The organism is Sphingomonas oligophenolica (assembly GCF_039522915.1).
Taxonomy (GTDB): Bacteria; Pseudomonadota; Alphaproteobacteria; order Sphingomonadales; family Sphingomonadaceae; genus Sphingomonas; species Sphingomonas oligophenolica.
Map to the genome: position 1 here is coordinate 154,876 of NZ_BAAAEH010000010.1, position 25,915 is coordinate 180,790.

The 25,915-nt window shown below is 66.3% G+C and carries 23 protein-coding genes; 10 read left to right on the plus strand and 13 right to left on the minus strand.

Annotated elements, in window-relative coordinates; genetic code table 11:
- Positions 1–10: 10 nt before the first annotated feature.
- The 4 genes from ABD050_RS07560 to ABD050_RS07575 form a co-directional block, all read right to left on the minus strand.
- Positions 11–1,564 (minus strand): hypothetical protein, encoded by a 1,554-nt coding sequence (locus ABD050_RS07560; RefSeq protein ID WP_343888643.1) that lies wholly within the window; start codon positions 1,562–1,564, stop codon positions 11–13.
- 8 nt (positions 1,565–1,572) lie between these two features.
- Positions 1,573–3,312, minus strand: a complete 1,740-nt coding sequence (locus tag ABD050_RS07565) for a hypothetical protein (RefSeq protein ID WP_343888644.1) — start codon at positions 3,310–3,312, stop codon at positions 1,573–1,575.
- Between the two features lie 63 nt (positions 3,313–3,375).
- Positions 3,376–4,614: an argininosuccinate synthase gene (locus tag ABD050_RS07570; RefSeq protein WP_343888645.1), complete on the minus strand. Its 1,239-nt coding sequence runs from the start codon at positions 4,612–4,614 to the stop codon at positions 3,376–3,378.
- Between the two features lie 33 nt (positions 4,615–4,647).
- Positions 4,648–5,967, minus strand: a complete 1,320-nt coding sequence (locus ABD050_RS07575) for an MATE family efflux transporter (RefSeq protein ID WP_343888646.1) — start codon at positions 5,965–5,967, stop codon at positions 4,648–4,650.
- 67 nt (positions 5,968–6,034) lie between these two features.
- Here ABD050_RS07575 and ABD050_RS07580 point away from each other — a divergent pair, with 67 nt between their 5' ends.
- Positions 6,035–6,445 (plus strand): DUF1801 domain-containing protein, encoded by a 411-nt coding sequence (locus ABD050_RS07580; RefSeq protein ID WP_343888647.1) that lies wholly within the window; start codon positions 6,035–6,037, stop codon positions 6,443–6,445.
- On the opposite strand, the gene ABD050_RS07585 is transcribed toward ABD050_RS07580, so the two are convergent.
- The 4 genes from ABD050_RS07585 to rlmN form a co-directional block, all read right to left on the minus strand.
- Positions 6,427–7,671: a class I SAM-dependent methyltransferase gene (locus ABD050_RS07585; protein WP_343888648.1), complete on the minus strand. Its 1,245-nt coding sequence runs from the start codon at positions 7,669–7,671 to the stop codon at positions 6,427–6,429. The two genes, ABD050_RS07580 and ABD050_RS07585, sit on opposite strands and share 19 nt — an antisense overlap.
- 18 nt (positions 7,672–7,689) lie before the next feature.
- Positions 7,690–8,448, minus strand: a complete 759-nt coding sequence (locus ABD050_RS07590; RefSeq protein WP_343888649.1) for a molybdopterin-dependent oxidoreductase — start codon at positions 8,446–8,448, stop codon at positions 7,690–7,692.
- A complete protein-coding gene (locus tag ABD050_RS07595; protein ID WP_343888650.1) occupies positions 8,445–9,188 on the minus strand; it encodes a cytochrome b/b6 domain-containing protein in 744 nt (247 codons plus the stop codon). The genes ABD050_RS07590 and ABD050_RS07595 overlap by 4 nt, the downstream gene beginning before the upstream one ends.
- Positions 9,189–9,290: 102 nt before the next feature.
- Complete coding sequence (gene rlmN / locus ABD050_RS07600) at positions 9,291–10,475, minus strand: dual-specificity RNA methyltransferase RlmN (protein WP_343888651.1); 1,185 nt, start codon at positions 10,473–10,475, stop codon at positions 9,291–9,293.
- Positions 10,476–10,696: 221 nt separating this feature from the next.
- Between rlmN and ABD050_RS07605 the strand changes: the two genes are divergently transcribed.
- Positions 10,697–12,406, plus strand: a complete 1,710-nt coding sequence (locus ABD050_RS07605) for a hypothetical protein (RefSeq protein WP_343888652.1) — start codon at positions 10,697–10,699, stop codon at positions 12,404–12,406.
- Positions 12,407–12,422: 16 nt separating this feature from the next.
- On the opposite strand, the gene ABD050_RS07610 is transcribed toward ABD050_RS07605, so the two are convergent.
- On the minus strand, positions 12,423–13,352 hold the full coding sequence (locus ABD050_RS07610) for an alpha/beta fold hydrolase (RefSeq protein WP_343888653.1): 930 nt from the start codon (positions 13,350–13,352) through the stop codon (positions 12,423–12,425).
- Between the two features lie 394 nt (positions 13,353–13,746).
- Between ABD050_RS07610 and ABD050_RS07615 the strand changes: the two genes are divergently transcribed.
- A complete protein-coding gene (locus ABD050_RS07615; RefSeq protein WP_343888654.1) occupies positions 13,747–14,016 on the plus strand; it encodes a hypothetical protein in 270 nt (89 codons plus the stop codon).
- A gap of 130 nt (positions 14,017–14,146) precedes the next feature.
- Here ABD050_RS07615 and ABD050_RS07620 read toward each other — a convergent pair whose 3' ends face one another.
- Entirely contained in the window at positions 14,147–15,100 is a 954-nt protein-coding gene (locus ABD050_RS07620) for an NAD-dependent epimerase/dehydratase family protein (protein WP_343888655.1), read from the minus strand.
- Between the two features lie 76 nt (positions 15,101–15,176).
- Between ABD050_RS07620 and ABD050_RS07625 the strand changes: the two genes are divergently transcribed.
- Positions 15,177–16,067 carry a LysR family transcriptional regulator gene (locus ABD050_RS07625; protein ID WP_343888656.1) on the plus strand — a complete coding sequence of 297 codons (891 nt, stop codon included), beginning with the start codon at positions 15,177–15,179 and terminating at the stop codon, positions 16,065–16,067.
- Between the two features lie 18 nt (positions 16,068–16,085).
- Here ABD050_RS07625 and ABD050_RS07630 read toward each other — a convergent pair whose 3' ends face one another.
- The gene (locus ABD050_RS07630) at positions 16,086–16,568 is read right to left on the minus strand and encodes a hypothetical protein (protein WP_343888657.1); all 483 of its coding nucleotides are present in this window, start codon (positions 16,566–16,568) and stop codon (positions 16,086–16,088) included.
- Positions 16,565–17,194, minus strand: coding sequence for a histidine phosphatase family protein (locus ABD050_RS07635; protein ID WP_343888658.1), 630 nt, complete (start codon positions 17,192–17,194; stop codon positions 16,565–16,567). Before ABD050_RS07635 ends, ABD050_RS07630 begins: the two co-directional genes overlap by 4 nt.
- A 165-nt stretch (positions 17,195–17,359) precedes the next feature.
- Here ABD050_RS07635 and ABD050_RS07640 point away from each other — a divergent pair, with 165 nt between their 5' ends.
- From ABD050_RS07640 to ABD050_RS07665, 6 genes are all read left to right on the plus strand, one after another.
- Positions 17,360–18,022, plus strand: coding sequence for an outer membrane protein (locus ABD050_RS07640; protein WP_343888659.1), 663 nt, complete (start codon positions 17,360–17,362; stop codon positions 18,020–18,022).
- Positions 18,023–18,169: 147 nt separating this feature from the next.
- A complete protein-coding gene (gene dnaN, locus ABD050_RS07645) occupies positions 18,170–19,282 on the plus strand; it encodes a DNA polymerase III subunit beta (protein WP_343888660.1) in 1,113 nt (370 codons plus the stop codon).
- 256 nt (positions 19,283–19,538) lie between these two features.
- Positions 19,539–21,092, plus strand: coding sequence for a hypothetical protein (locus tag ABD050_RS07650; protein WP_343888661.1), 1,554 nt, complete (start codon positions 19,539–19,541; stop codon positions 21,090–21,092).
- Positions 21,093–21,159: 67 nt separating this feature from the next.
- On the plus strand, positions 21,160–21,948 hold the full coding sequence (locus tag ABD050_RS07655; protein WP_343888662.1) for a Coq4 family protein: 789 nt from the start codon (positions 21,160–21,162) through the stop codon (positions 21,946–21,948).
- A 109-nt stretch (positions 21,949–22,057) separates the two neighbouring features.
- Positions 22,058–23,230, plus strand: a complete 1,173-nt coding sequence (locus ABD050_RS07660) for a DNA replication/repair protein RecF (RefSeq protein ID WP_343888663.1) — start codon at positions 22,058–22,060, stop codon at positions 23,228–23,230.
- 109 nt (positions 23,231–23,339) lie between these two features.
- Positions 23,340–24,143 carry an OmpA family protein gene (locus tag ABD050_RS07665; protein WP_343888664.1) on the plus strand — a complete coding sequence of 268 codons (804 nt, stop codon included), beginning with the start codon at positions 23,340–23,342 and terminating at the stop codon, positions 24,141–24,143.
- A gap of 42 nt (positions 24,144–24,185) precedes the next feature.
- Here ABD050_RS07665 and ABD050_RS07670 read toward each other — a convergent pair whose 3' ends face one another.
- Entirely contained in the window at positions 24,186–25,778 is a 1,593-nt protein-coding gene (locus tag ABD050_RS07670; protein WP_343888665.1) for an oleate hydratase, read from the minus strand.
- Positions 25,779–25,915: the final 137 nt, after the last annotated feature.

Genomic DNA, 25,915 nt, shown 5'->3' on the forward strand with positions numbered 1-25,915 from the left:
GCCACGACCCTTACCGGCGTGGCGCAGTACTAGACAAGGGCCCGTTGTGCGCTGGGTTGACGCGATACAAAGCGGACTGCTGGTTTGACCAGATGGGCGTGAGATCGCGCGCATGGGCGCGGCCCAACGGAAAGCCGATCGTCCAGACATATTCAAAAGTACCGCGATCGAAGGTCGCAATGGCATCGTCAAAATTGGTTGGCGTAATACCGCTGCCGGCCGGATATACGAGTTGCGACGGATCCTGGAGAAATCGGCCGGCCCGCGGATGGAGCTGCTCGATGAGTTGCTGGCCCTTTGTCGCGCCCCATTGCTCGTTAGTGAAGATGCGCTTCCGTGCGACGGCAATGCCCGCAAGATGCGCGATGCGCGGGTTCATCCACTGTGTGGCCAAAGGCTGGTTGACCAGGGTCAGAACGGTGGCCCCCTCAGGAAGCACCTCCACCGCCTTGAGCTCGGCTTGATGGGCTTGGGCGAACAATATGAAAGCGATCAGCGTGGTGGCTGTCCGCACTCCGAAAAAGCCCATACCGCCCCAAAACAGATAGGGTTCCGCTGACTCAGCACCCGTCTTTACCTTGATGGAAAGCAGCATCAAAGCAAGGCCGGACGGCAGCAAGCGCAGGTCGATGAATACGCCGCTCATATAAATGCGCGGTAGTACAATAAATGCAAATAATGTCAGAGTCGCAGGGATTGCCAATATTGGTACAAGAGACAGCGATTTAGAGCGCACGCCGCTCCATATCACCGTTACGATAATAGCTATACTGACAACATCATATAATTTCCAGCGCTCCTGAAGAAGCGTCAGTAGGAACTGGAGCTTGGCGCTCATGTGAAACCATTCGCCGGTGTCCCCGCTCACACTGCCACCAACCAGCAGCGCCACCGCCTGGGGCCACGCCATCGGCGCGCATGTGAAGCCGCTGAGTAGGACCGCCCGCCATATTGGTTCCCCGCGTTCGCGGCGCAGGGCGAATTCGGCGGCGACAATGAAAAGGCCGAACATTGCCCAGCCAAAGGTGTGACATACCCATATTATGCCAGCGATTGGGATAAAAACTGCAACACGTACAACGTCATTGGTTCGACGGGCCAGCCTGATCCACAGCGCGAGCGCAGCCAACGCCAAGGCGGCGGCAAGCGTGAAATTCAGGAAGCCCATTTGAAACGGCAACGCATAGGCTAGCGGCAGCGCGAAGCCGGCTGCGGGTGGGATGCGACCGTGCGCCTCGCGGGCGGCCCACAGCATCGATGCAACGGTCAGGGGCGGGATAAGGCCGATGATCAGATGGGAGGCCAGCTCGACCCCCAAGATTGGTGACAGCGCGTACACCAGGGAATCCACGCCCAGGTTGCCGATCAAGGCCCAGTGAACCAGATAGTGTCGCGCCAGCGGTTCCTGCCCCGCTTCGGCAAAGATCCGATATTGCCCGATATGGCCCGGCGCATCCAGGAGCGGCGGCACGGATGGCCAGATCATCGGCAGGGCCGATATCAGAACCAGCGTCAGGAAGATCCACCGTTCGTTGCGGCGCGCCCACGCCATCGCTGTGCTCATCCGGCAAACTAGCTTCGGGCCTTGCCAGACGCAAGATCGACCAGAAAGAGGCCCGGTCGTTGAGTCGACGTCGGCTTTAGCCATCGTGGCGGATGCCCCGCCTTGAGAAGGGCAAGCAAACTTCCGGCGGGTGCCGCGCCGAGCTCGCTGAAACTATCCCCGCAGAGCGCGATATAGCTGACGTCCCAGTTGCGCGCGATCGCCGCCGCCCGGTCGGGGTGGCCGAGGAAGAAACGATAGACGGCGAGGTTTCCGGCGTTGTTGCGATGATAGGGCGCGCCGACGACGCTGAGACGAGTCGTACCGATCGCGTAGGCGCCGAGATCGAGGGGCGCCAGCAACCGGCCCTGCGGAAGCCTGGTGAGGGTCGCCAATGCTTCGGGTGAGGTGCAATTGCCCTCGACCGGATTCGCGGTATGTCCCGTCCCTCGCTGGGTAAAGGCATCGGCGGCGAGCGGGTAGAGCATGCCCGCCGATATGATCCAGGCGCCCGCAAGCCAGCCAGTGCCGCGCCGTCGCGCTTCCGCGATCGCCGCCGCGAGCCCGGGTGCGGCGAGGATGGCGCCGGCATAGGCGCCGCGCAGCTGGACGCAGGTTAGCGCCAGGGCAGCGCCCTGAAGCAGCAGCAGCGCGAGCCAGCGCCGGTCCCGTGTTACATGAAGCCGCCAGGCGGTCGCCGCGATTCCGGCGACCATCACCCCGGCATAGCCGATCGCCTCCCCGGGTGCCGCGGCGAACAGCGGCTGCGCCTCCCCCACCTTGCCGAGCCACAGTCGGGCCAGTATCGGATCGACCATGCCGTAGGGCGCAAGGCACTGGGGCGCTACGGCGATCACGCCGGCGCCGATGACGCCCACGACCAGGACAGCGAGCACCAGGCGAGCCGCAGGCTTCGCGAAATCGCGCGCCGCGAGTGCCATCAGCATTGGCGCGAACGCAGCGATCACCGCACCGCGCCAGGCGGTCGCGGTGAAGCCGTCGCAGGCGGCAAAATTCCACTGGTCCGTCTTGAAGATGATCGACGCGCCGAGCAGCCCGGCCCCAAGCGCGATGCCGAAGCCCATCATCCGGTCGTCGGCGGCGTGCCGGACGAACAGCCATTCCACCGCCATGGCAAGGCCGGCGGCGGCGAGCAAAGGCGCGGTTTCCATGCCGATCACCAGGCTCGCCGCGGCCGCGAGCCCCGCGATGACGCCGTCGCCGAGGGTCGGCGGACTCGTCAGCGTCCGGGCCACGATCAGCAGCAGCACCATCTGGAAGCCGTGATGGTCGATCCGGCCGGGCACGAAAATCGTCGTGGCGGGGTAGGCGATCGCAGCGACGATCAGCGCAGTGCGCGCAATGCCGGGCCCACCGATCGAGCGCGCGATGCGGGCGACGAGAAACAGGGCTGCGGCGAAAAGCATCGTCGGCCAGGCGATGACGGCAAAGAGTTCGGCCTGATGCGTGCCGACCAGCAGGCGCAGCAGCGCGATGATCGCCGCCGGGACGAGATCAGGCAGCCGGGACCAGTGCATCGGCATGCCGGGAGCGTCGCCGAGCCGGTGCTGCGAGAGATCAGTGAAGCTCTGCCCTGCGATCCAGTCCCGGATCTGTTGCAGGCGCATCGCATCATCGGTGTCCGGCAGCCTCAGCGCCGAGAGCTGGTGCCAGTCGCGCAGGCTCCAGGCGGCGGCGAGCGACCCCGCGAGCAGAATCGCAAAGGCCGCGTCGCCATAGACCAGCCGTCGCTCAGTGCCCGTTCGCATCAGCGCGGGCTAGCGGATACCGGTTAAGGCCGCGTTAGACTTGGGTCCATTTGGGCGCAAATATTACGTCTGGTCGCGGCGCCCCAGCAGCCTGAGCCGGAGCGCGTTGAGCTTGATGAAGCCGGCAGCGTCGCGCTGGTCATAGGCGCCCTGATCGTCCTCGAAGGTGACGACCTTCTCCGAATAGAGCGAATTGGGCGATTTGCGGCCGATCACATGGACGCCGCCCTTGTAGAGCTTCAGCCGGACAGTGCCCGAAACCTTGGCCTGGCTATGGTCGATCGCCGCCTGGAGCATCTCGCGCTCGGGCGAGAACCAGAAGCCGTTATAGACCAGCTCGGCATAGCGCGGCGCGAGCTCGTCCTTGAGATGCGCTGCGCCGCGGTCGAGCGTCAGCTGCTCGATGCCGCGATGCGCGAGATGATAGATGGTGCCGCCCGGCGTCTCGTACATGCCGCGCGACTTCATGCCGACGAAGCGGTTCTCGACCAGGTCGAGCCGGCCAATGCCGTGTTTGCGGCCGAGATCGTTGAGGGCGGCGAGCAGGGTCGCCGGCGACATCGCCTCGCCGTTCAGCGCGACGCCGTCGCCGCGCTCGAAATCGATCGTGATGATCTCGGGCTGGTCGGGCGCATCCTCCGGATTGACGGTACGCGAAAAGACATAGTCGGGCACTTCCTCCCACGGATCCTCGAGCACCTTGCCCTCGGACGAGGTGTGCAGGATGTTCGCGTCGGTCGAGAAGGGCGCCTCGCCGCGCTTGTCCTTGGAGACGGGGATCTGGTGCTGCTCGGCGAACTCGATCAGCCTCGTGCGGCTGGTCAGGTCCCATTCGCGCCATGGCGCGATCACCTTGATATCGGGCGCCAGCGCATAATAGCCGAGCTCGAAACGGACCTGGTCATTGCCCTTGCCGGTCGCGCCATGGCTGACGGCATCGGCCCCCACCATCTTCGCGATCTCGATCTGGCGCTTGGCGATCAGCGGCCGCGCGATCGAGGTGCCGAGCAGGTAGAGCCCCTCATAGAGCGCGTTGGCGCGCATCATCGGGAAGACATAATTGCCGACGAATTCCTCGCGCAGGTCGTCGATGAAGATATGCTCGGGTCTAACGCCGGCCTGCTCGGCCTTGCGCCGGGCGGGCTCGAGCTCCTCGCCCTGGCCCAGATCGGCAGTGAAGGTCACGACCTCGCACTGGTAGGTCTGCTGGAGCCATTTCAGGATCACGCTTGTGTCCAGCCCGCCCGAATAGGCGAGGACCACCCGCTCGATTTTTTCGGGGCGGTTGATCTTGTCGGTCATGAGGGGGCTCCAGTTTTCGAAAGTCGCCGCGCTCTACGGGCGGGCGCTGGGTCGCGCAACCGAGTCGAGCAACGCCGGAAGCTGAACGCCGAGCGCCAGCCCACGATAGACATAGCTCGCCATCAAGGCACACCACATGCCGACCGCGCCGAACGGGCGCAGCGCGAGGTCGGTGGCGATGTAGAGCGCGGTCGATACGATCGCCGCATTGCGCAACGCCCTCCCGCGCGTCGCGCCGATGAAGATGCCGTCGAGCAGCCAGGCCGGCACGCCGATCAGCGGCAGCGCGACGACCAGCGGCAACAGGTGGATCGCCTGGGCGCGGACCCCGGGATCGACAACCAGCGCGCGCACGCCGGGCGCGCCGGCGGCTGCGATCAGGGCGCCCGCGAGGACCGCGACACCGATCGAGAATTCGCCGGTCAGCCGGATCGCGCGCACCAGCGCCGGCCGCGAGCCGGCGCCGAGCGCATGGCCGACGCGCGATTCGGCGGTGAAGGCGAAGCCGTCGAGCACGAAGGCGACCAGGCCGACCGCCTGCATCAGCACCTGGTTCGCCGCCAGCGCCTCGGCGCCGAGCCGGGCGCCGGCATTGGTGAACCAGGCGAAGAGGGTGAGCAGCGCGACCGTGCGGATCATGATGTCGGCATTGACGGCGAAGAGCCGCTTCAGTGCCGCGGGCTCGAACAGCCGGACTCGATCCTTGAACGCGTGCAGATGCGGCCTGACCATCCACAGACCGGTGGCGAGCGCAGTCCATTCAGCACAGGCGGTGCCGAGGCCGACGCCGCGCGCGCCGAGATGGAAGTGCCACACGAAGAGGATGTCGAGCCCGGCATTGACCAGGTTCATCACGATCTGCAGCGCCAGCGCGGCGCGGGTGCGCCCGAGGCCCAGCAGCCATCCGTTGATCGCGAAGACGGCAAGGCTCGCCGGCGCACCGAAGAAGCGGGCGCCGACATAGGGGCCGGCCGACGCATCGATCGCCGGCCCGCCGGCGAGGACGGCGAAGGCGAGCGGGATCAGGATCAATTGGGCCGCGAGCAGCGCCGCGCCGAGGGCCAGGCCGATGCCGAGGCCGCGCACCAGCATCGCATCGACCTCGGCGGGCTCGCCGGCGCCGAGCGCCTGGGCGGTCATCCCGGTCATCCCCATGCGCAGGAAGCCGAAGGTCCAGAACAGGAAGTTGATGATCGTGGTGCCGAGCGCGACGCCGGCCAGCGCGGCGGCATCGCCGGTGCGGCCGATGATCGCGGTGTCGACCAGCCCGACCAGCGGCACGGTCGTCTGGCCGAGCATGATCGGCCAGGCCTGGGCGAAGATCGACCGGCGGGTAAGCGAGGCGGGTGCCATCGGCGCGGACTAGGCGGCGGCTCCGCGCCGCGCTAGCCTCGATCGTCCGCGAGCCCGGAGGATTCGCATGACGGGGAACAAGACACAGGCGACCGGGGCGAGCGTCGAGGCTTTTCTGGCCAAGGTCGAGCCTGAGCAGCGCCGCGATGACGGGCGCATCGTCTGCGCGATGATGACCCGGATCACGGGCGAGCCGGCGACGATGTGGGGCCCTTCGATCATTGGCTTCGGCACCCGCCATTATCGCTACGAAAGCGGGCGGGAGGGCGATATCTGCCGGATCGGCTTTTCACCCCGCAGGGCGCAGCTCGTTCTCTATATCGGTGCCGGTTCGGGGCGGCTTGACCCCTTGCTGGCAACGCTCGGCAGGCATTCGACCGGCAAGGGCTGCCTCTATATCAGGAAGCTCGCCGATGTGGATCAAGCGGTGCTCGAGGCGCTGATCGCCAAAGCCTGGGCTCACGAACCGGCGGTCTGATCCTCGCGCAGCCCGCGCTCGCCCTCGATCATGTAATCGCGGGTGATCGGCAAAGTGTGGCGGTTCTTCGCGAACTGGAGCTGGTAATTGACCATTCCGCCATAGCGGAACGCGGCGGCGGCGCCGGCCAGATAAAAGGTCCACATGCGATAGAAGGGCTCGTCATAAAGCGCGACGATCGCCTCGCGGGCAGCGACGGTGCGATCGTACCAATGGTCGAGCGTATAGGCGTAATGGAGCCTGAGCACCTCGACATCAGTCAGGAAGAAGCGAAGCGACTCATTGGCGCGGACGATCTCGGAGAGCGCCGGGTTGTAGCCGCCGGGGAAGATGTACTTGGCGGTCCAGTCGTCGGTGACGCCGGGGCCGCCGGCACGGCCGATCGTGTGGAGCAGCATCACGCCGTCATCGGTCAGCAGGTCGCGGCACTTGCGCAGGAAGGTCCGGTAGAAAGGTGGGCCGACATGCTCGAACATGCCGACTGACACGATCCGGTCGAAACTGCCGGTGACATGGCGATAGTCGATCAGCTCGAACTTCACCTTGTCGGCGACGCCGGCTTCCTCGGCGCGGCGCCGGGCGACCTTGATCTGCTCCTCGGACAGGGTGACGCCGAGAACCTCGGCGCCGGTCTTCGCATGGAGATACAGCGCGAGGCCACCCCAGCCGCAGCCGATATCGAGCACCTTCATGCCGGGCTTGAGCGCGAGTTTGGCGGCGATATGCGCCTTCTTGTCGCTTTGCGCCCGTTCGAGGCTGTTGGCGGGATCGGTGAAATAGGCGCAGCTATACTGGCGGTCCGAATCAAGGAACAGATCGTAGAGCCGGTCCGACAGGTCATAATGATGGGCGACGTTGCGCTTCGATCGGCGCGCCATGTTGATGCGGTTGAGCCGATGAGTCACCGCGGCGACCAGGCGTCGCCCGCGATTGGCGTGAAGCGCGCCCTTGCCGTCTTCCCAGAGATCATTGGCGGTCATCAGCGTGACCAGGCCCCTGATGTCGTCGCCGTCGACCGTCAGTCGCCCCTGCATATAGGCCTCGCCCGCGCCGAGGCTCGGGTTGCGGACGATAAAGCTCGCCGCGCCCTTGTCAGCGAAGCGGATCGTGACGTCGGGAAAATCGGGATCGGGGGTTCCGAAAGTGCGGACCGCGCCGTTGGCATGGTGGACGGTGAGCGTGCCGCGTTTGACGCGGGCGGCGAGGAATCGATCGATCAGTGCCATATCGGCGGCAGTTATCAATCAGATGCCGGCATACCAATCGTAATCGACATTATCCTCCCAATAACCCCCCTTTCCCTTGCCGATCCCGTCGAGCGAAGCCACGGCATTGATCTGCATCACATATTTAGCGTGCTTGTAACCGAGCTGGCGCTCGAGCCGGAGCCGCACCGGCGCGCCATGCCCGACGCTCAGCACTGAATCGTTCAGCGCCCAGGCGAGGATCGTCTGGGGGTGGAAGGCGTCGACCAGGTCGATCGATTCATAATAGGGCTCGCCGTGATAGAGATCGGCGCAGGTGAAGACGATATAGCGCGCCTCGCTGCGGACGCCGGCCGCCTTCAGGATCGTCCCGAGCATCGGGCCGTGCCATTTTCCGATCGCGCTCCAGCCCTCGACGCAATCATGGCGGGTGATCTGGGTCCGCGCCGGCATTGCGCGGAGCTGGGCGTAGGAGATCGACAGCGGCCGGGCGACGAGCCCGCCCACCCCGAGCCGCCAATGCGCGAAGCGCTCGGCGACCATCTGGGTGTAATCGGGGGTCCCCGGATCACGCGTGCCGTTGACCCGGAAGACCGGCGACATCTGATCGGCCCGATATTCGGCGGCAAGCGCATCGCGGTTCATCAGCGCGCGTTGCAGGCCGAGATTGATCTTCTCGCCCGAGAACAGGATCTTCCGGAAACCCGGATTGGCGGCGACCTTGTCGCAGCCCGAAAGCAGCGCGCCGGTGCCGATCGCGGCTGAGGTGACGAGCGCGCGGCGAGTGATCAACGTCATGCGTCTTCCTCCGGAACCGTCCAGCGCCCGGTGATCATCGAGCGCACCTCATTGATCGGCCCAGCCAGGATGACGAGGACGAGGTGGACGATGATGAAAACCACCAGCCCGGCCGCCGCGATGAAGTGGATCGAGCGTGCCGACGCCCGGCCGCCGAAGAGATCGAGCAGCCAGGGCCAGGCTGCGTCCATGCCCGGCGAGAGGGTGAGCCCGGTCAGGATCATCAGCGGGATCAGGATGAAGATGACGAGGACGTACGAGAGCTTCTGGAAGATGTTGAACGCGCCCGGGTTGGCGGGATCGTGGAAGCGGAAGGCGAGATGCTCCTTGAGATCATGGAGCAGGCTGTGCGGCTTGAGCTCGTCGGGGCGCACCCGCAGGTCGCGCTGGAAATGGCGGTTGATCAGGCTCGCGACCATGAAGGCAAGCAGGCCGAAGCCGAGAACGAGGGCGAACAGCAGGTGCCAGCGCCGCGCGATCGCGAGATTATAGCTGGCGGGGATGGTGAGCCAGCCCGGCCAGCGCGGCAGGTTCAGCCAGGGATGATCGAAATTCGCGCCGTAATTGCCCCAGTAGAGGTGCGGATGAGCGTTGAGGATGGTCAGGCCGCTGCCGATCATGATGAAGATCGTGAGGGCGTTGACCCAGTGCCACAGCCGCGTCGCGATGCGGTGGCGATAGATCACCGAGGCCGCGCGCGGTGTTCCGTCGCGCGGTGAAACTGGGGTCGGTTCATCCATCGTCTGGCTCCTGAGGCCCACTTGGCCCATTTCGCCTTCATTGTTGAGTCGCAATCGTAACGACAGAGCGATGCCCGCGCCAGTCGGCCCGGCTCCGACAGGTCAGCCAAGCGCCGCGAGCTTCTCCTCGGCCTGTCGGTCGAGCTCCGCCCGGCTCTTCTTCTCGGACGCGGTCTTGAGCTGGCCGCAGGCGGCGTCGATGTCGCGGCCGCGCGGCGTGCGGACCGGTGCGGAGATGCCGGCTTCGAAGATGATGCTCGAAAAGGACCGGATCCGCTCGGGGGTCGAGCATTCGTACGGCGCGCCGGGCCAGGGGTTGAACGGGATCAGGTTCACCTTGGCGGGCAGGCGGTACTGGCGGATCAGCCTGACCAGCTCGTGCGCGTCAGCGTCGCTGTCATTCTTGTCGCGCAGCATGACATATTCGAAGGTGATGCGCCGCGCGTTGTTCGCGCCGGGATAATCGGCGCAGGCCTGGAGCAGCTCCGGAATGCCGTACTTCCGGTTGATCGGGACGATCTCGTCGCGGACTTCCTTGGTGACGGCATGGAGCGAGACGGCGAGGTTGACGCCGATCTCGGCGCCGGCGCGCGCCATCATCGGCACCACGCCCGAGGTGGAAAGCGTGATGCGGCGCTTCGACAGCGCGAGGCCGTCGCCGTCCATCACCAGCTTCAGTGCATCGCGCACCGCGTCGAAATTATAGAGCGGCTCGCCCATTCCCATCATGACGATGTTGGTGAGCATGCGCCCCTCGGGCTGGCTCGGCCATTCGCCGAGGCCGTCGCGCGCGAGCATCACCTGGCCGACGATCTCGCCCGCGGTAAGGTTGCGCACCAGCCGCATCGTGCCGGTATGGCAGAAGCGGCAGTTCAGCGTGCAGCCGACCTGGCTCGAGACGCAGAGCGTGCCGCGATCGGCATCGGGGATGAAGACCATCTCGTAATCCTGGCCGTCGGGCGAGCGCAGCAGCCATTTGCGGGTGCCGTCGGTCGAGACCTGCGCTTCGACCACCTCGGGCCGGCCGATCACGAAACGCTCGGCGAACCACGGATGCTGGCTCTTCGAGATATCGGTCATCGCGGTGAACTCGGTCGCGCCGCGATTGTACATCCAGTGCCAGAGCTGCTTGGCGCGCAATTTCGCCTGTTTCGGCTCCATCCCGGCCGCTTCGAGCGCGGCGCGGATCGCCTCTCTCGGCAGGCCGATCAGGTCGGTCCGGCCATCGGCGCGCAGCGTCGGCGCGCGAGGCACGGGCACGGGATCGATGTGCCCGGGAATGGGCATGGAATGCGTCGGGGTATCAAGCATGAGGGCGCACATAGGCGATTCCTGCGGCTTTTTCTACTGCACGGCCGGAACACGCGCTTGTCGTCCGGCCGCGAGCACTGCGCTCGGGCCGCCGCCCCGGCCTTCAACCACGTGCGGCTATCGGTGTTGGACCAACACGCCGCCAGCTGTCATTTGCATCTGCGATACAAATTTGGTCGTCGAATTGGGGGATGCGGATGTCTGAACAGGATGATGATGGCGCGCCTGTCGCCACCAGCCTCGCGGGTTTCGCCCCGGTACCGGTTTCGACGCGGCTGATGTCGGGAAGCGTGGTCGTGCGCAGCTACAAGGAACGCTGGGTCGGCGACGACAGCGACGTCTTGCTGCCCGATCGCGTGCATGCCTTTGTCGACATCGACATGACGGCCTGGGCGGCTTCCTGCCTCACTGCAACGGACGCGCTGTTCTCGCCGCATATGGCGGGCGCAATCGCTGCGCTGGATCCGGACTGCGCGGCAGCGCTTGCCGGGCTCAGGGAGCAGTTCGCCACGCTCATCGCCGGGACGCTGACAGCCGTGCTCCTGGCTCCCGGCGAGGCGCCGGCGGTCGAATCGGCGCGCGCGCTCTTCCGCCGCTCCCTGCTCGAACGTCTCGGCGCGGCCTATGCGTCGCGGGCTGGTGACGCGGGTCCGGTGCTGGTCTGTCCGCCGTCGCCCGTGGTCCGCGATGGTCGCGCCGTCACCGCATCAGCGCCAGGGTCGGTTGCCGAGGCACTTTTGTGGGACTGTGTCGTCACGGTCGCGACCTCACAGGCGGCACAGGACGAGCTGCTGTTGTCGGTCATCGCGAAGGATCTGCCGGCCGCTCCGGCCGACCTGGCGACCGCGACCTGTGTAGTGGCGCCGCCGCCGTCAGCAACACTGCTCGACGCGCTCGCCCGAATGGCTTTCGAGCATCCGCAGGTCTGGCCGCATCTCGCAAAGATACTCAAGGGCGGCGATCCGATCGTGGCGCGGGCCGCGCTGCAACGCCTGACGGCGCTGATCGGCGAGGTCGCCCGGACCTGGCCGGAGTGGTTTGAGGGCGCGCCGCCGGCCGCGGAAGGTGCCGGGCCGGCGCCCGCGGTGGAACAGGCCGGTTGGAGCTATCTGGTCGATTTCAGCCAGCTTCCGGTGCTTCGACTCACGCGCCTTCCCGTCGCGGGGGGCGCGTTGCCGCCATGGCCGGCGATTGCCGGCTTCGTCACGCCCTCCGAGAAGGGTCAGGCGACCGATCGCTACCAGGCCGAGGCTTCGGCTCCCTTTGCTGCGGAAGCGCCGCTGACCTTCATCTGGGCAGGGCTCCCCCTGTTATGGGCGCCTGCGGTGCAGGTTGCGGCAAGCGCGCGGCGCAACGCCAATCTGGTTCCACCCGGCGCGCCAGACGGCACCCTGGTCGATCCGGCCTTCGTCTACAGGACGCCGCCGGTGCTGGGTGCAGCTATACGCCCGTTTGCCGACTTGCCGTCATCTCTTTTCAAGGTCGGGGCAGGCGCGGCGACGCTGTCTGAGGCGATGGACGATCTCCTGGCGTCGCTGCTGGCCGGGCCGACGCTGGCCGGGCTTGCCCTGCGCGACGTCCGGATCGACCTCGACATATCGTACAATGTCGCGCTGGGCGCCGAGGAGACGCCGCTCGACAGCGGCGTTCCGATCTTCCGAACGCGAGAAACGCTCGCGTCGTCCCCCGCTGGGTCGGACGGCACGGTAGCGGTGGCGGCATTTCGGCGAGACATGGTCGAAGCGCTTGTCGCCTGGCGTGCCGCCGCACGGCCCGAGGACAGCCGCGCTGCCCTCTGCTTCGCGATCGGCTTGTCGACGGCAGGGCCGGAGAGTCCCTTTCCGTTGGTCCGTCTCGGCCGGGTCGAGATCAAGGTCCCGATGGCACAAGGGGACTGGTGGCAGTGACCGGCTGAGGGCGACCTCAGGCTGGCGCGCCGACCCGCCCCCTGATCCAGCTCGCCACCTGCCCGGGCGCCGTCACCGGAATCATGTGCCCGCCCGGGATCAGCGTCAGGTCGACCCGCGGCACATCGGCCGCGATCGTTGCGCCATGCAGTCCGGGATCGAGGATCGCGTCCTCGCGGCCGTACAGGATCGCGACGGGCACCGAGAGCTCATGATACCGCGCGGCCAGCGCAGCCATGTCGGTGCGGGTGGCGGCGAGATCGGTCGACGCGGCAAGGAAGGCGCCCGGCCGCAGCACCAGCGCGCCGCCGCCCTTCGTCCCGAAATCGGCCGGCGCCGGCTCGGGCGCGAACACGGCCACTGCGCCCCTGTCCCCGGAGAGGATGCCCAGCGGCGTCGCGATCGTCCAGGCGACGGCGCGGCGAAGCGCGGGCGAACCAATGTCGATGGCCCTGAAGGCCGGCGGCACCGAGTCCTGTGGCTGGGTAAGCGGCGAGATCAGCGCCAGGCCGCCGACCTTGTCGGGATGATCGAGCGCCAGCGCCAGCGCGATCGCGCCGCCCAGCGAGTGGCCGACCACCAGCGGGCGATCGAGCCCGAGCGCGTCGATCAGGCCGGCGATCAGCCTTGCCTGTGCCAGGATGGCGGCCGAGGGCGCGGCGGCTGAATAGCCCGAGCCGGGGCGATCGACGAGGATGATTCGGTGATCGGCGACCAGCCGGTCGGCGAGCGCATAGCTGAAATTGCGCATCTGCCCGCCAAGACCGTGGATCATCACGATCGCCGGGCCATGGCCGCGATCGGTATAGTGGAGGCGAACGCCGTCAACGGTGATGAAATGCCCGTCGGCTGGGGCCTGGCGCTCGATGCGGCGGGCGGCGACGCGAGAAAAGAGGGCGAGGGCGGCGACCGAGGCGATGGCGCCTGCGATGAGGGCGGGGATCATCGGCTGGGGTGCCCGCCGACAGGGGCATCGTCTCGTCCGAGCGCCATCATTCTCTCCCCACATGAGCGAAAAGACCGACACGCGCCGCGATAGGGTGCAGCGAGACCGGGAGCGGCAGAAATGGACCAGGAGATAGCGATCGGCAAGAAATTCCATGATCTCGGATGCCGGCTCCGGCGATCGGCGCCCAATCTTGCCGGCCCATCCGCACGCGATCGTGCCGGCGCGATCATTTGCGGGTGCGGTTCGATCTCGGCCGCGAGACCAGTGTCAACGCGCTGATCTTGATTCCCTTGGTTGGACTCGAGGCGCTCCACCGGGAAGCGCCTGGCGCCTATGCACACCCCATCCAGTGGTCGGGAATAAGCGGGTCGATTCAACTGCGGCGGATATTATGGAACGGCGCGAGCGGGCAGCATGCCGTGTCGGTTCCGCCCGGCTCTTTGACATGACCGTTTTTGTTGGCCAGCCGGCCGCGCCGTCATTCCGGCAGCGGCCATTCCCGCTGTTCCCCGCTGTTCCCCGCTGTTCCTCCCGCTGTTATCGCCGCTGTTCTCCCGCTGTTATTTCGCTGTTCTTCAATAACAGCGGGATCGCCGGCAACATGTTGATTACAGATCAAAAAATCGGCCCGAAATTCCAACATAACAGCGGCGAAAAATAAAAAATGCCGATAACAGCAAGGAACAGCGGAAAACCCCGGTCGCTGGTGGCGCGATCGCCGGCGCCAACCCGCTCCTGCGGCTGAAACGGCCTGGGCAAGATCTGACTCGCCAGGTTTTGCTCGGGGCGCTCTAGATACAGCCCAGGGCGCCGAGCGTCTCGGTCATTGCCTTGTTCAGCGGCGTATGCGGCTCCTCGCCCAGCATCGCCACAAGCGCTCTATTGTCGAGCGCCACAGGATGCCGCCAATAAGGCCGCATCTCGATCAACTCGCGCAGTGTCGGATTGAAAGGGGCGATCAGCGGGAGAAGGGCCCAGGGCAGCCTGTGAACCTTGAGGCCGGGCTTGCCGGTCGCGGTGCGGATCGCGTCGACGAACACCGTGCCGTCGCCATCCCAGATACCGCGGAAATGATAGCGGGCGAAAGCGGGGAGGGTTGCGTCGCGGTCGAGCAGCCGGGCGAAGGTCTCCCCGACATCAGGCAGATACGCCCAGCCATGCCCGGCGCCCTTGTCGCCGGGATAGATGATCCGGCGTACCGGCTTGCCCGGGGTGACCATTCCCTGCGAGAGCCACCCATTGCCCGGCCGCGGCCCGAAATAATCGCCGGCGCGCAGGATGAGCGCGCGCATGCCGCGGTTGCAGGCCTGTTCGATCCGCCGCTCCATCTCGACGCGGATCGCGCCTTTTCGGGTGTCGGGCCGCTGGGCAGTGGTTTCAGCGACGATCGGATTATGGCGCGGATCGTAATTATAGATCGTGCCGGGCAGCACGAGCCGCGCTCCAACCGCCTCGGCTGCGACGATGCTGTTGTCGAGCATCGGCAAAACGAGCTTTTCCCAGTCGCGATAGCCCGGCGGGTTCACTGCATGAATGATCGCCGACACGCCCTGCGCCGCGCCGAGCACTGCCTCGCGGTCGAGCGCGTCACCGGTCACCCATTCGATGCCGTCCGGCTCGGAGCGCGGCCGGCGAATCAGGCCGCGCACGTTCCAGCCATGCGCGATCAGCGCCCGCGCCGTCTCGCCGCCAACCCCGCCGGCCGCGCCGAGAATCAATGCCGTCTTTTCCATGATCGTCTCCATTGTCGATGGGGCGGATATGAGGGCGGGGGGGTCAAATAAAATTGTCAGGATCTGCCAGGCAGCCTATACAAATTTGATGGGTAACGAGGCCTTTGACTGGGAGCGGCAACGTACCTTTCTTGCGGTCCTTGCCGAGGGCAGTCTGTCGGGCGCGGCGCGCGCGCTCGGGGTTGCGCAGCCGACGGTGCGGCGTCGTATCGCTGATCTCGAGGCATCGCTCGGGGTTGCCCTGTTCACCCGGACGCCGGCCGGGCTCGATCCCACCGAGACGGCGCTTGCGCTCGCCGGCCATGCCGAGGCGATGGCCCATGCGGCCGCCGCGTTCGTCCGTGCCGCCTCGGCCGAGGCGGGCGAGGTGGCGGGTGTCGTCCGGATCACTGCGAGCGACGTGATCGCGGTCGAGGTCCTGCCGCCGATTCTCGCCAAGCTCCGCGCGGCGCATCCCGGGCTGGTGATCGCGCTGTCGCCGAGCAACCGCAACGAGGATGTACTGCGCCGCGAGGCTGATATCGCGGTGCGGATGGTGCGGCCGGTACAGGAAGCGCTGGTCGCGCGGCGGATCGGCGCGATCCCGCTCGGGCTCTATGGGCGGCGCGACCTGCTCGCGCGGCACGGCGCGCCGCAGAGCCTCGGCGAGGTGCTCCGGATCGGGCTGATCGGCCCCGAGCATGACGGCGCGATGCTCCGCTCGCTGCGGATCGACGGGCTGTCGGTGCGGCCGGGCGATTTCGCTTTCCGGAGCGACAGCGATCTCGCCCAGATCGCGGCCCTCAGGGCGGGGGTGGGGATCGGCGTGTGCCAGGTTCCGCTCGCCACGCGTGACCCGGCGCTGGTCCGGCTACTCCCGGATCTGTTCGAATTCCCGCTCGAGACCTGGGTAGTGACTCATGAGGATCTGCGCGGCGTGGCGCGGATCCGGGTGGTGTTCGATCATCTGGTGGCCGGATTGGGTAAATATCTGGGGTGATCGGATAAGGGACGATCGTCAGCGCGCCGCGCAGCCCAGGGTCGCCGCGTCGATCGCGGTCGCGGCACCGCGCAGGGGATAGATGTCGGCAAAGGGCTGGCCGCTCTTGCCGAGCGTCTCGACGCTCATGCTGCGGCTCGAGCGGATCGCGGCGACCACCGCTGCATCGGTGCGCGCATCGGGCGCCCAGGCATCGGCATTGCCCGCGATCAGCTCGAAACGGCGCTCGCCGACCGAGAGAGTCACTCGGGCGCGGGGATCGCGCTCGCGGCTGAGGCGGATGTGGAGCTGGTTGCGCGCACCCTGGCCGGGCCAGGTCGCGACGCTCGCAAAGGGGCGCCAGCCTGATGTCCGGCTGCGCTGCATCGGCTGGGCGATCGCATAGCAGCGCTTCGGTGAGGCGTCGGTGAAGGCGCCCCAATTGTCGAACACGCCAAGCGACTCGCGTGCGGCGGCGGGCGTTGCGACGAGCAGCAGCACCGGGAGGAACACCCGTTTCATGCCGGGGCGTAGCCCGTGCCGCGATGGGTGACCGTTTCGACGCCGTCCTGAATCATCACCACCGATCCTTGGGGCAGGGCCATTGCCGTCGGCGCGCCGAAGCCCGGAATAGAGTCCTGGCCGGTCATCACGCCGCGCAGCACCCGGCTCGAAATGCCGTGCATGATCACCAGGCGGTCGCCGGGGTCGCTGTCCGTGTCGCTGAGCCAGCCGGTCACCCGCTCGGCGATCTGGGGGTATAGTTCGCCGTCGGGCGCCGGGATGAGCAACCCCGTCACCGGATCGATCACCGGGCCGACATCGGCGATGACATCGGCGTAGTAGCGCCCGCCCCAGGCGCCCATGCCGATCTCGACGAGCCGGTCGTCGGTCTTGGCATCATGCCAATCGAGCTCGAGATGCTCGGCGATCACCGCGAGCGTCTGCAGCGCGCGGCCGGTCGGCGAGGCCCAGAGCGTCAGCGGCGGTTTCGCGCCGAGCTCGGCACGCAGTGCCCTGCCCATTTCATCAGCCTGGGCGAAACCCGCACGGGTCAGCGGCGTGTGCGGCGCATCGCCCTGCAACCGTTGGGCGGCGTTGAACACCGTTTCGCCGTGGCGCGCGATGAAGTCGCGTCCAAGCCTCAATTCACCGCTCTTTCTGCCTTGGAAGCCATGGCCCGGCTTTCAACCCCGTGTGGCGCAAAAGCAACGCATTTCCTTGTTGTCTGAGGTTCATGAAACTTCGGCTCCGTCCGCCTATTTGACGCTTCCCGACCCGGTATCGTCGGGAGTTTCAATGGAGTTACCGTTATGCGTACGCTTGTTCTTACCGCGCTTGCTGCCGCCACCGCGACCGCAGCCCTCGCTGCCCCCGCTTTCGCGCAGGACGCACCAACCACGTTCACCGGCCCGCGCGCCGGCGTGATCCTTGGCTATGACCGGTTGCAGCCCGGCAGCGGCCCCGATTCGGACATCAGCAGCGATCACAAGGCCGATGGCCTGACCTATGGCGGCGACGTCGGCTATGACGCCGCGATCGGCGGCCTGGTGATCGGCGCCGAAGGCGAAGTCACCGGTTCGACGAGCAAGGTGACCAACAACCCTGCCAACGCAGCCGCACTGGGCTATGGCCGGGTCAAGGCCGGCCGTGACCTCTATATCGGCGGCCGTCTCGGCTTCCGCGCCGCACCGAGCACGCTGATTTACGCCAAGGGCGGTTATACCAACCAGCGGCTCGACCTGGTCGCGAGCAACGGCACGACGGAGACCGGCGCGCACTATAATCTCGACGGCTACCGTCTCGGTGCCGGCGTCGAGCAGGCGCTCGGCGGCAAGGCCTATGCGAAGATCGAATATCGCTACTCGAACTATGGCAATGCCCGTCTCGAATATCCGAACGGCGCGAACACCAATAATTTCGACGTCGATACCGATCGTCATCAGGTCGTCGCGGGCGTTGGCATCCGCTTCTGAGCCATCGGCCTCTTAAAACGGGCCAAAACAAGGGGTCGGGGCGCTTGCTCCGGCCCCTTTTATCGTTAAGGAAAGGAGACGGCGAATTGCCCCCGGCTGTGAACGCTCGGAGGGAAAGTGAATGGGCGGCGGCCCGGGGGATACACGATGAAGGCCACGATTGAACGCGCGACTCTGTTGAAGGGCCTCAGCCACGTCCAGTCGGTCGTTGAGCGCCGCAACACGATCCCGATCCTCTCCAACGTCCTGCTCGAGGCGACCGCCGAGGGCGGGCTGAAGCTGATGGCGACCGATCTCGATCTCCAGATCAACGAAACGATTGCCGCCGCGGTCGATCAGCCCGGCGCGACCACCGTCTCGGCGCACACCCTGTTCGATATCGCCCGCAAGCTGCCGGAGGGATCGCAGGTCTCGATTGCCGCGGCCGACGGCAAGATGACGATCATGGCCGGCCGCGCCAAGTTCCAGCTGGGCACCTTGCCGCGCGACGATTTCCCGGTGATCGCCGAAGGGGAACTGCCGGTCTCGTTCGAGCTGCCCGCGGAGACGCTGAAGCAGATCATCGACAAGACCCGCTTCGCGATCTCGACCGAGGAGACCCGCTATTATCTCAACGGCATCTTCTGGCACGTGTCGGACGATCCGCTGCCGGTGCTGAAGGCGGCCGCGACCGACGGCCACCGCCTCGCCCGCGTCACCATGCCGCGCCCCGACGGCGCCGAGAAGATGCCCGACGTGATCATCCCGCGGAAGTGCATCGCCGAGCTGCGCAAGCTGCTCGAGGAGATTGACGGCTCGGTCGGCGTGTCGCTGTCGCCGACCAAGATTCGCTTCGATCTCGGCCAGGCCCTGCTGACGTCGAAGCTGATCGACGGCACTTTCCCCGATTACAGCCGGGTGATCCCGACCGGCAACGACAAGATCCTGAGGATCGATCCGCGCAGCTTCGAGGAAGGCGTCGACCGCGTTTCCACCATCGCGACCGAGAAGACGCGCGCGGTGAAGATGGCGCTCGACCGCGACAAGATCACTTTGTCGGTGACGAGCCCCGAGAATGGCACTGCGGCGGAAGAAGTGCCGGGCGATTATGCCGCGATGCCGTTCGAGATCGGCTTCAACAGCCGCTATCTGCTCGATATCCTCGGGCAGCTTGATGGCGATACGATCGAGGTGCACCTCGCCGATGCCGCCGCGCCGACCCTGATCCGCGAGAATGACAAGTCCTCGGCGCTGTACGTGTTGATGCCGATGCGTGTCTGACATGCCCTGCAGGTTCGCAAGCTGTGCGGATCTGGAAGCGTGGACGGCTACCCGGGGTCGGCCAGGCCATCGCGACGCCGGATCGGGCCAGCAACTGCCAGGGCTTGCCGGATAGAATGGGGAATGGAGGCTGAGCGACCCCGTTTTCGTTCAGGCCGGCGATACAGCGCGCGCGAGACTAACTAATTATCCCATATTTCCAACGGGAAAGCGCTGAATTGTAGAAGTTTCCGGCGGGCGTTGCATTGCCGCGGCAATGGCTACCGTATTTCGTCGGCACCCTGTCGATCTTCCCGCCATCCTGCGTGCCCTCGTCGCAAGTCCGGGCGGAGCTTCCATCCTGTTATGTCTGGTCGCGCTTGCCGCTCGGGCGGTTCAGTTCGGCAATCCGGCGGTCCAGGTCGACGATCAATTCTACCTGCTGGTTGGGGACCGGATGTGGCAGGGCGCCCTGCCCTATGTCGACATCTGGGACCGCAAGCCGATCGGATTGTTCCTGATCTATGCAGCGATCCGCGGGCTCGGGGGCGGCGGCATTATCCAATATCAGATCGTCGCGACCGCCTTCGCGGCCGGTACGGCGATCACCATCCAGCGCATTGCCGGCCGGATCGCGTCGCCGCTGGGCGCGGTTGCGGCAGGGGTCTTGTATCTGACCTCGCTCGGCATGTGTGGCGGGGAAGCCGGGCAATCCCCCGTCTTCTACAATCTGCTCGTCGCGCAGGCCGTGCTCGCGACGATCCGGGTGGTCGAGCGGCCGGGGCTGGATGCCAGGGGCATGGCTGATTCGGTGCTGGCGATGCTGCTGATGGGGCTCGCGCTGCAGGTCAAATATACCGTCTTGTTCGAGGGCGCCTATCTTGGCCTCGTGCTGGCCTGGAAGGCCCAGCGCGGGGGCACCGGCCCGTATCGGCTGGCTGCGTTGATGGCTTTCTGGATGGCGCTCGGAATTGCACCGACCGCTATCGCCTGGGCGGCCTATGCTGCGATCGGACATGGCGGAGACTTTTTCTTCGCCAACTTCACCTCGATTTTCGGGCGCGGCCACGAACCGTCCACCCAGACCTTAGGACGGCTCGTCACCATGGCGGCCAAGCTCCTGCCGCTTGGCTATGCCGGCGCCGCGGGACTCCGGCCAGCGCCCGATCCGCCCGCCGAGCCGGCCTCTACCCCCATCCTGGTTCGCCGCATCGTGGCGGGCTGGGCAATCGTCGCGATTGCCGGCGTCGGGATCTTCGGCGACTATTTCGATCACTATGCGCTGCCGTTGCTGGTGCCGCTTGCCGTGGCGACCGCGCCGGTTCTCGGCGATCCGTCAGCAGGCGTCGCGGTGGTCGCGCGGGGGCGGACACACCTGATTCCGGCGGCTGTCGCTTTGCCGCTCCTGACCGGCGTCGTGACGGTCACCACGATCGGCAAGAACAGGCACGCACGCGGCGTGGGTGAGCAGGTGCAGGAGATGGCTGATTTCATCCGTAGCCGGCTGACCGGCTGTCTGTTCGTCTACGATGGCGAGCCGATCCTTTATCACCTCACCGGCAGTTGCCTGCCGACGCGCTGGCCGTTTCCCGATCATCTCAACAACCGCATCGAGGACGGGGCAATCGGCGTCGATCCGCTCGCCGAGACCAGACGGATCATGGCCGGGCGACCTGCGCTCGTGGTTTCCTCCGACGAGCCCGAGCGAAAGATGAATTGGAGAACCTGGAACTACATGCAGGCTGTCCTGGCGCGGGATTACCGCCCTGCCGCCTCGTGGAAAATAGGGATACGGTACCGGGTGATCTATGAACGGCTCCCCGGGCATTGACCCCGTAGGGGTTGACCGCATCGGTGATTCACACTATTGACACAAGTGTCAGTAAGGATTCGACTCGATGGCCAAGCTTCCTCCCTTTCCCGGCACGAGCGGCCGCCGCGACTGGAAAACCGCTTTCGAGGCGATCCGCAAGCTGCTCGCCAATGGCGACGACACCACCCAGGTGTTCCGCATCATGCGCGCGCTGAACGTCGGCAACGCGCCGATGAACTATGCCAGGTTCATCGCCACCGCCGAGGGCGGGCGGATGGCCTATGAGCGGGTCGAGCTCGCTGAGCGCCTTTCCGACAAGGCCTATGTCGCCCAGTTCGCGCCCGGCACGGTCGGCGCCGCCTATCGCCATTTTCTCGAGACGACAGGCTATTCGGCCGACGGCCTCGCCGAGATCAGCAAGATCAACAGCGAGGAGCAAATGCTCCACCCCTATGCCTGGTTCGGGCGGCGGGTACGCGACACGCACGACATCTGGCATGTGCTGACCGGCTACAAGGCTGACGAGAGCCTGGGCGAGGCGGCCCTGGTCGCGTTCAGCTATGCGCAGGTCGGCGGCCTCGGCTGGGCGTTCATCGGCGGGGCGGCCGCGCTCAAGAGCCTGGGTGTGACCGGCAACACGCTGTTCGCGCGTGCCGTGTGGGAAGGCTATCGCAATGGCCGCAAGGCCAAATGGATTTCCGGCGAGGATTATGAAAAGCTGCTCCATGAGCCGATCGACTCCGCCCGTGCCCGGCTCGGCATCCGGACGCCGGTTGCCTATCTCAAGGCGCAGCGCGAACTCGGCGCCGAAATGGCTTCCTATCTGAGCGCGCCGAAGGACAAGGCCGCTGCGCCGGAGCGACTCGCCGCCTGACGCGAATGGCTGGGCCACCCGGCGCACGTTCTGCCGGCTTTGTTGTCGCGTCGTGAAAAGCTGAAAACCGATACCCACTTTCCAGCACGATGCTCTACAGCGCAGGGCAATGCTCGCCCGTCTCGTCCTGACCGATTTCCGCAATCATGAAGACGCCGTGATCGTGCCCGGCCCCGGCTTCGTCGTGCTGACTGGCGAGAATGGCGCGGGCAAGACCAATGTACTGGAGGCGATCTCGCTGCTTGCGCCGGGGCGCGGGCTACGGCGTGCGGCGCTTGGCGAGATGGCAAGGCAGGCGGGCGGCGGCGGGTTCGGCGTGGCGGCCTCTCTTAAGCCCCTCCCCTTCAGGGGAGGGGTTGGGGGTGGGGGAGTCAAGGAAGCGTCCGTGTTGGTCCCCCACCCCAACCCCTCCCCTGAAGGGGAGGGGCTAGTTTTGATCGCCACCGGCACCCAACCCTCAGCCCCCGAGCGCCGCATCGTCCGCATCCAGGGCGCCCCCGTCGCCGCGACCGCGCTCGCCGAATGGCTCACCATACTCTGGCTCACCCCGGCGATGGACCGGCTGTTCGTCGAACCGGCCAGCGAGCGCCGCCGTTTCCTCGACCGCCTCACGCTCGCGCTCAACCCAGGCCACGCAGTCCACAGCAACCGCTACGAAGCTGCGATGCGCGCGCGCAACCGCCTCCTCGCCGAAGCCAATGAAGGCAGCCGCCCAGCCGACCCGGAATGGCTGAGCGCGCTCGAAGCCCAGATGGCCGAACATGGCGACGCGATCGACATCGCCCGCCGCGAAACGGTGGCCGCGCTCGGCGAACGCCTCGCCGACCAGCCTGAAGGCCCGTTCGCCCGCGCCGGACTGCTGCTCGAAGGCTGGAGCGGGGCGGGCGGCACGCTTGCCGCCGATCTCGCCCAGGGGCGTCGGCGCGACGCCGCCGCCGGGCGGACTCTGGCCGGGCCGCACCGTGCTGATCTATCAGTCACCCATCTCGGCAAGAATCAGCCCGCCGCGCTCTGCTCGACCGGCGAGCAGAAGGCGCTGCTGCTCGGGCTCGTCCTCGCCCATGCCGATCTCGTCGCTGAACGCACCGGTCAGCCGCCGATCCTGCTGCTCGACGAAGTCGCAGCCCATCTCGACCCCACCCGTCGTGCCGCCCTGTTCGCTCGGCTGGCCGGCGCGGGACAGGTGTGGATGACCGGCACCGAGCAGTCATTGTTCGAGGGGCTCGGGGCTGGCGCCACCCAATTGCTGGTCAATGGCGGCAGGATAGCAGCGGCGAGCTGAACGACGCGGGCGGTTGCGGGCGGATGAACCTCGTCTGTCGTTCCGGCTCACCCCGAGTTCAACCACCGCACTGCAGGGTCGCTTCATGGCGGGGGCCATGGAGATGATGATGACGAAGATGAACCCGATGATCCGAACCACGATCGCCGCCGTCGCGCTGGCGACGTGCGCCGGCCCCGCCTTTGCGCAAAGCTGGGATTTCGGCGGTGGCCGCTCAGGCGATCGCGATTATGGCCTGGCGGGTCGCGGCGTGCCCATCCTCTATCCGGAATTGCGCTCGACCCATCGCGGCCGCGCCTTCGTGATGCGCAATTTCGACTTCAATCGTGACGGCCGGATCAGCCCGCGCGAAGCTCAGGCGGCCAACCGCGCCTTTGCCGAAACCGCCGGCCCGCGCCGCGACCGGTTCGACTGGGAGTCGCGCGATCACGCCGGCGATGACCATGACGGTCGTGAGGTCCGTGATCGCCGTGGCGAACAGGGCGCCGGCTGGGATCATCGCGCCATGCGCGGCTATGGCTTCCGCCAGACCGCGCGCGGCGCGATGCTGCGATTGCAGGAAGACGTGCTGTTCAGGACCGACAGCGATGTGCTCCGCCCCGGTGCGGTCGACAAGCTCAGGCCGCTCGCCGGCTATCTGCGCTCCGAGCCGGGCGTGCGTGTCGCGATCGACGGCTATGCCGATTCGCGCGGTAGCGATGCGCATAACCAGGATCTGTCCGAGCGGCGCGCAGCCAGCGTCCGCGCGGCACTCGACGAAATGGGGGTGGTGCGGGCACGCTTCACGATTACCGGGCATGGCGAGCATGATCCCGTCGCCACCAACGCGACCAGAGAAGGCATGCGCCAGAATCGCCGTGTCGAGGTGACGTTGCTCGGCCAGCGCGCCGATCGCTTCGCGCGCGACGATTGAGGAAAGCCGCGTCCGGCATGCCTTGCCGGGCGCGGACCTCGATCAACCCAGATCGTGCAGCGCCCGAAAGGCGCGATACAGCACGCGCGGATCATATTGGCCCTTGAACACGGCCGGCGGGTCGCGGTCGAGACCGAGCAGGCGATAGGCCGCCAGCTGCCCGGCGCGCACTGAATATTCGACCGTGAAGACCACGTCGTCCGGCATCTCGCAGAATTGCCCGACCAGAGCGAGGTCGTGCCAGCCCTCCGGCATCACCGCAGGACGGTCGCCTTCGCCGCGGCGCAGGAACTGGCTGGTGATGAAGGGCATCATGCAGGGAATGCAATTGGCTGGTGCGAGCAGCGCCTCCGTCAGCGCCGCCTGACCGAGATGGCCGATGATTTCGGTCATGATCTCGGCGCCGGTGCAGTCAGCCATCGGCTTGGCGACGAAATTTCCCGGCCGGTCCATATGCAGGCCATAGCCCCAGAGCACCGAGACGCTGTCGGGTTGGCCGATGAAGTGCGGCTGGTGCGGCAGCACGATCGAGGCGAGCCAGTTGGATTGGGCAAAGGTGATCAGCCCGCCTTCGCCTGGTGCATTGCCGGTCAGGTCGCGGACCAGGTGGAAGAAATCATGGTTGCTGAAGGTGGTCGTGAACGACAGCCATTTCGATTCGTCGATATGGTCGCTGAAGACCGCCGGGCGGCCGAATTCGGGCCGCCCCTGCGCGATCCGTTCCCAGAGCGTCCACGCGCCGCCGTCCCGCTTGGTGCCGAGCGCAGCGGGGCGATCATGCGCACCGAGATGCGATCCCTCGGTCATCGAACCGACCGTGACGATCACGCGGTCGTCGGCGCCGAGTGGGATCGTCTCTGCCTTGCCGTTCCGCGCGACGGTGATCGAGTCGACGCGCTTGCCACGATCGTCAGCGCCGAAGCCAAGATCGGTGACCTGCGCCTCGAGCACGAACCGAACGCCACGGTCCTCGAGCCATTTACGCAGCGGCAGCACCATCGAATCATATTGATTATAGACGGTGCGCATGATGCCCTGCAGGCGATTGAAGCCAGCCACCATATGCGTGAAGCGCACCAGATAGCGCTTGAACTCGACTGCACTGTGCCAGGGCTGGAAGGCGAAGGTCGTGCACCACATGAACCAGAAATTGGTCTCGAAGAATGCCGGGTCGAACTGATCGGCAATGCTGGTCCGGCCGAGCATCGCCTCCGGCTCGATCGCGAGCCGCTCGATCGCCAGGATATGCGCTTCGCTCAGGCCGAATTCCGGGGCATCGATCGGGCGATTGTCGCCAAACAGCCGTGCGTTCGACGAGGTCTCCATCGTCTCGTTCCAGGCGAGGATCTCGTCAGTCACCGTCCGGCTTTCATCCAGAGTCGGGATCGCCGAGAAGAGATCATAGGTGCACAGATATTTGCTCTCGAGCATCCGCCCGCCGCGCAGCGAATAGCCGTCCTTGGGGTTGCCCGCGCCGTCGAGGCTGCCACCGGCACGGCCGAGCTGTTCGAAAATGGTGATGGTACTGCCGCGAACATGCCCGTCACGGATCATGAAGGCAGCGGCGGCCATTGTCGCGATTCCGCCGCCGACCAGATAGGAATGTGGGGTGGTTTGGGGTGCGGGACTGGTCATGCTGGGCTCCTGCGCCGGTGCGGTGTGCGGGCGGCGAGCCCGGGGACTAGCGCCGTCACAAGGCCTTCTCTCTACGCAAACCTCCCAAGGGGCGGCGCTGCGCAATTAACTTGGGTTTTCGGGCGGCAATCCCTATA

Bases quoted from the DNA above. Each gene is read 5' to 3' on its own strand.
- ABD050_RS07560 (WP_343888643.1), bottom strand. From the start codon at position 1,564: ATGAGCACAGCGATGGCGTGGGCGCGCCGCAACGAACGGTGGATCTTC.
- ABD050_RS07565 (WP_343888644.1), bottom strand. From the start codon at position 3,312: ATGCGAACGGGCACTGAGCGACGGCTGGTCTATGGCGACGCGGCCTTT.
- ABD050_RS07570 (WP_343888645.1), bottom strand. From the start codon at position 4,614: ATGACCGACAAGATCAACCGCCCCGAAAAAATCGAGCGGGTGGTCCTC.
- ABD050_RS07575 (WP_343888646.1), bottom strand. From the start codon at position 5,967: ATGGCACCCGCCTCGCTTACCCGCCGGTCGATCTTCGCCCAGGCCTGG.
- ABD050_RS07580 (WP_343888647.1), top strand. From the start codon at position 6,035: ATGACGGGGAACAAGACACAGGCGACCGGGGCGAGCGTCGAGGCTTTT.
- ABD050_RS07585 (WP_343888648.1), bottom strand. From the start codon at position 7,671: ATGGCACTGATCGATCGATTCCTCGCCGCCCGCGTCAAACGCGGCACG.
- ABD050_RS07590 (WP_343888649.1), bottom strand. From the start codon at position 8,448: ATGACGTTGATCACTCGCCGCGCGCTCGTCACCTCAGCCGCGATCGGC.
- ABD050_RS07595 (WP_343888650.1), bottom strand. From the start codon at position 9,188: ATGGATGAACCGACCCCAGTTTCACCGCGCGACGGAACACCGCGCGCG.
- rlmN (WP_343888651.1), bottom strand. From the start codon at position 10,475: ATGCCCATTCCCGGGCACATCGATCCCGTGCCCGTGCCTCGCGCGCCG.
- ABD050_RS07605 (WP_343888652.1), top strand. From the start codon at position 10,697: ATGTCTGAACAGGATGATGATGGCGCGCCTGTCGCCACCAGCCTCGCG.
- ABD050_RS07610 (WP_343888653.1), bottom strand. From the start codon at position 13,352: ATGATCCCCGCCCTCATCGCAGGCGCCATCGCCTCGGTCGCCGCCCTC.
- ABD050_RS07615 (WP_343888654.1), top strand. From the start codon at position 13,747: ATGGAACGGCGCGAGCGGGCAGCATGCCGTGTCGGTTCCGCCCGGCTC.
- ABD050_RS07620 (WP_343888655.1), bottom strand. From the start codon at position 15,100: ATGGAGACGATCATGGAAAAGACGGCATTGATTCTCGGCGCGGCCGGC.
- ABD050_RS07625 (WP_343888656.1), top strand. From the start codon at position 15,177: ATGGGTAACGAGGCCTTTGACTGGGAGCGGCAACGTACCTTTCTTGCG.
- ABD050_RS07630 (WP_343888657.1), bottom strand. From the start codon at position 16,568: ATGAAACGGGTGTTCCTCCCGGTGCTGCTGCTCGTCGCAACGCCCGCC.
- ABD050_RS07640 (WP_343888659.1), top strand. From the start codon at position 17,360: ATGCGTACGCTTGTTCTTACCGCGCTTGCTGCCGCCACCGCGACCGCA.
- dnaN (WP_343888660.1), top strand. From the start codon at position 18,170: ATGAAGGCCACGATTGAACGCGCGACTCTGTTGAAGGGCCTCAGCCAC.
- ABD050_RS07650 (WP_343888661.1), top strand. From the start codon at position 19,539: ATGGCTACCGTATTTCGTCGGCACCCTGTCGATCTTCCCGCCATCCTG.
- ABD050_RS07655 (WP_343888662.1), top strand. From the start codon at position 21,160: ATGGCCAAGCTTCCTCCCTTTCCCGGCACGAGCGGCCGCCGCGACTGG.
- ABD050_RS07660 (WP_343888663.1), top strand. From the start codon at position 22,058: ATGCTCGCCCGTCTCGTCCTGACCGATTTCCGCAATCATGAAGACGCC.
- ABD050_RS07665 (WP_343888664.1), top strand. From the start codon at position 23,340: ATGACGAAGATGAACCCGATGATCCGAACCACGATCGCCGCCGTCGCG.
- ABD050_RS07670 (WP_343888665.1), bottom strand. From the start codon at position 25,778: ATGACCAGTCCCGCACCCCAAACCACCCCACATTCCTATCTGGTCGGC.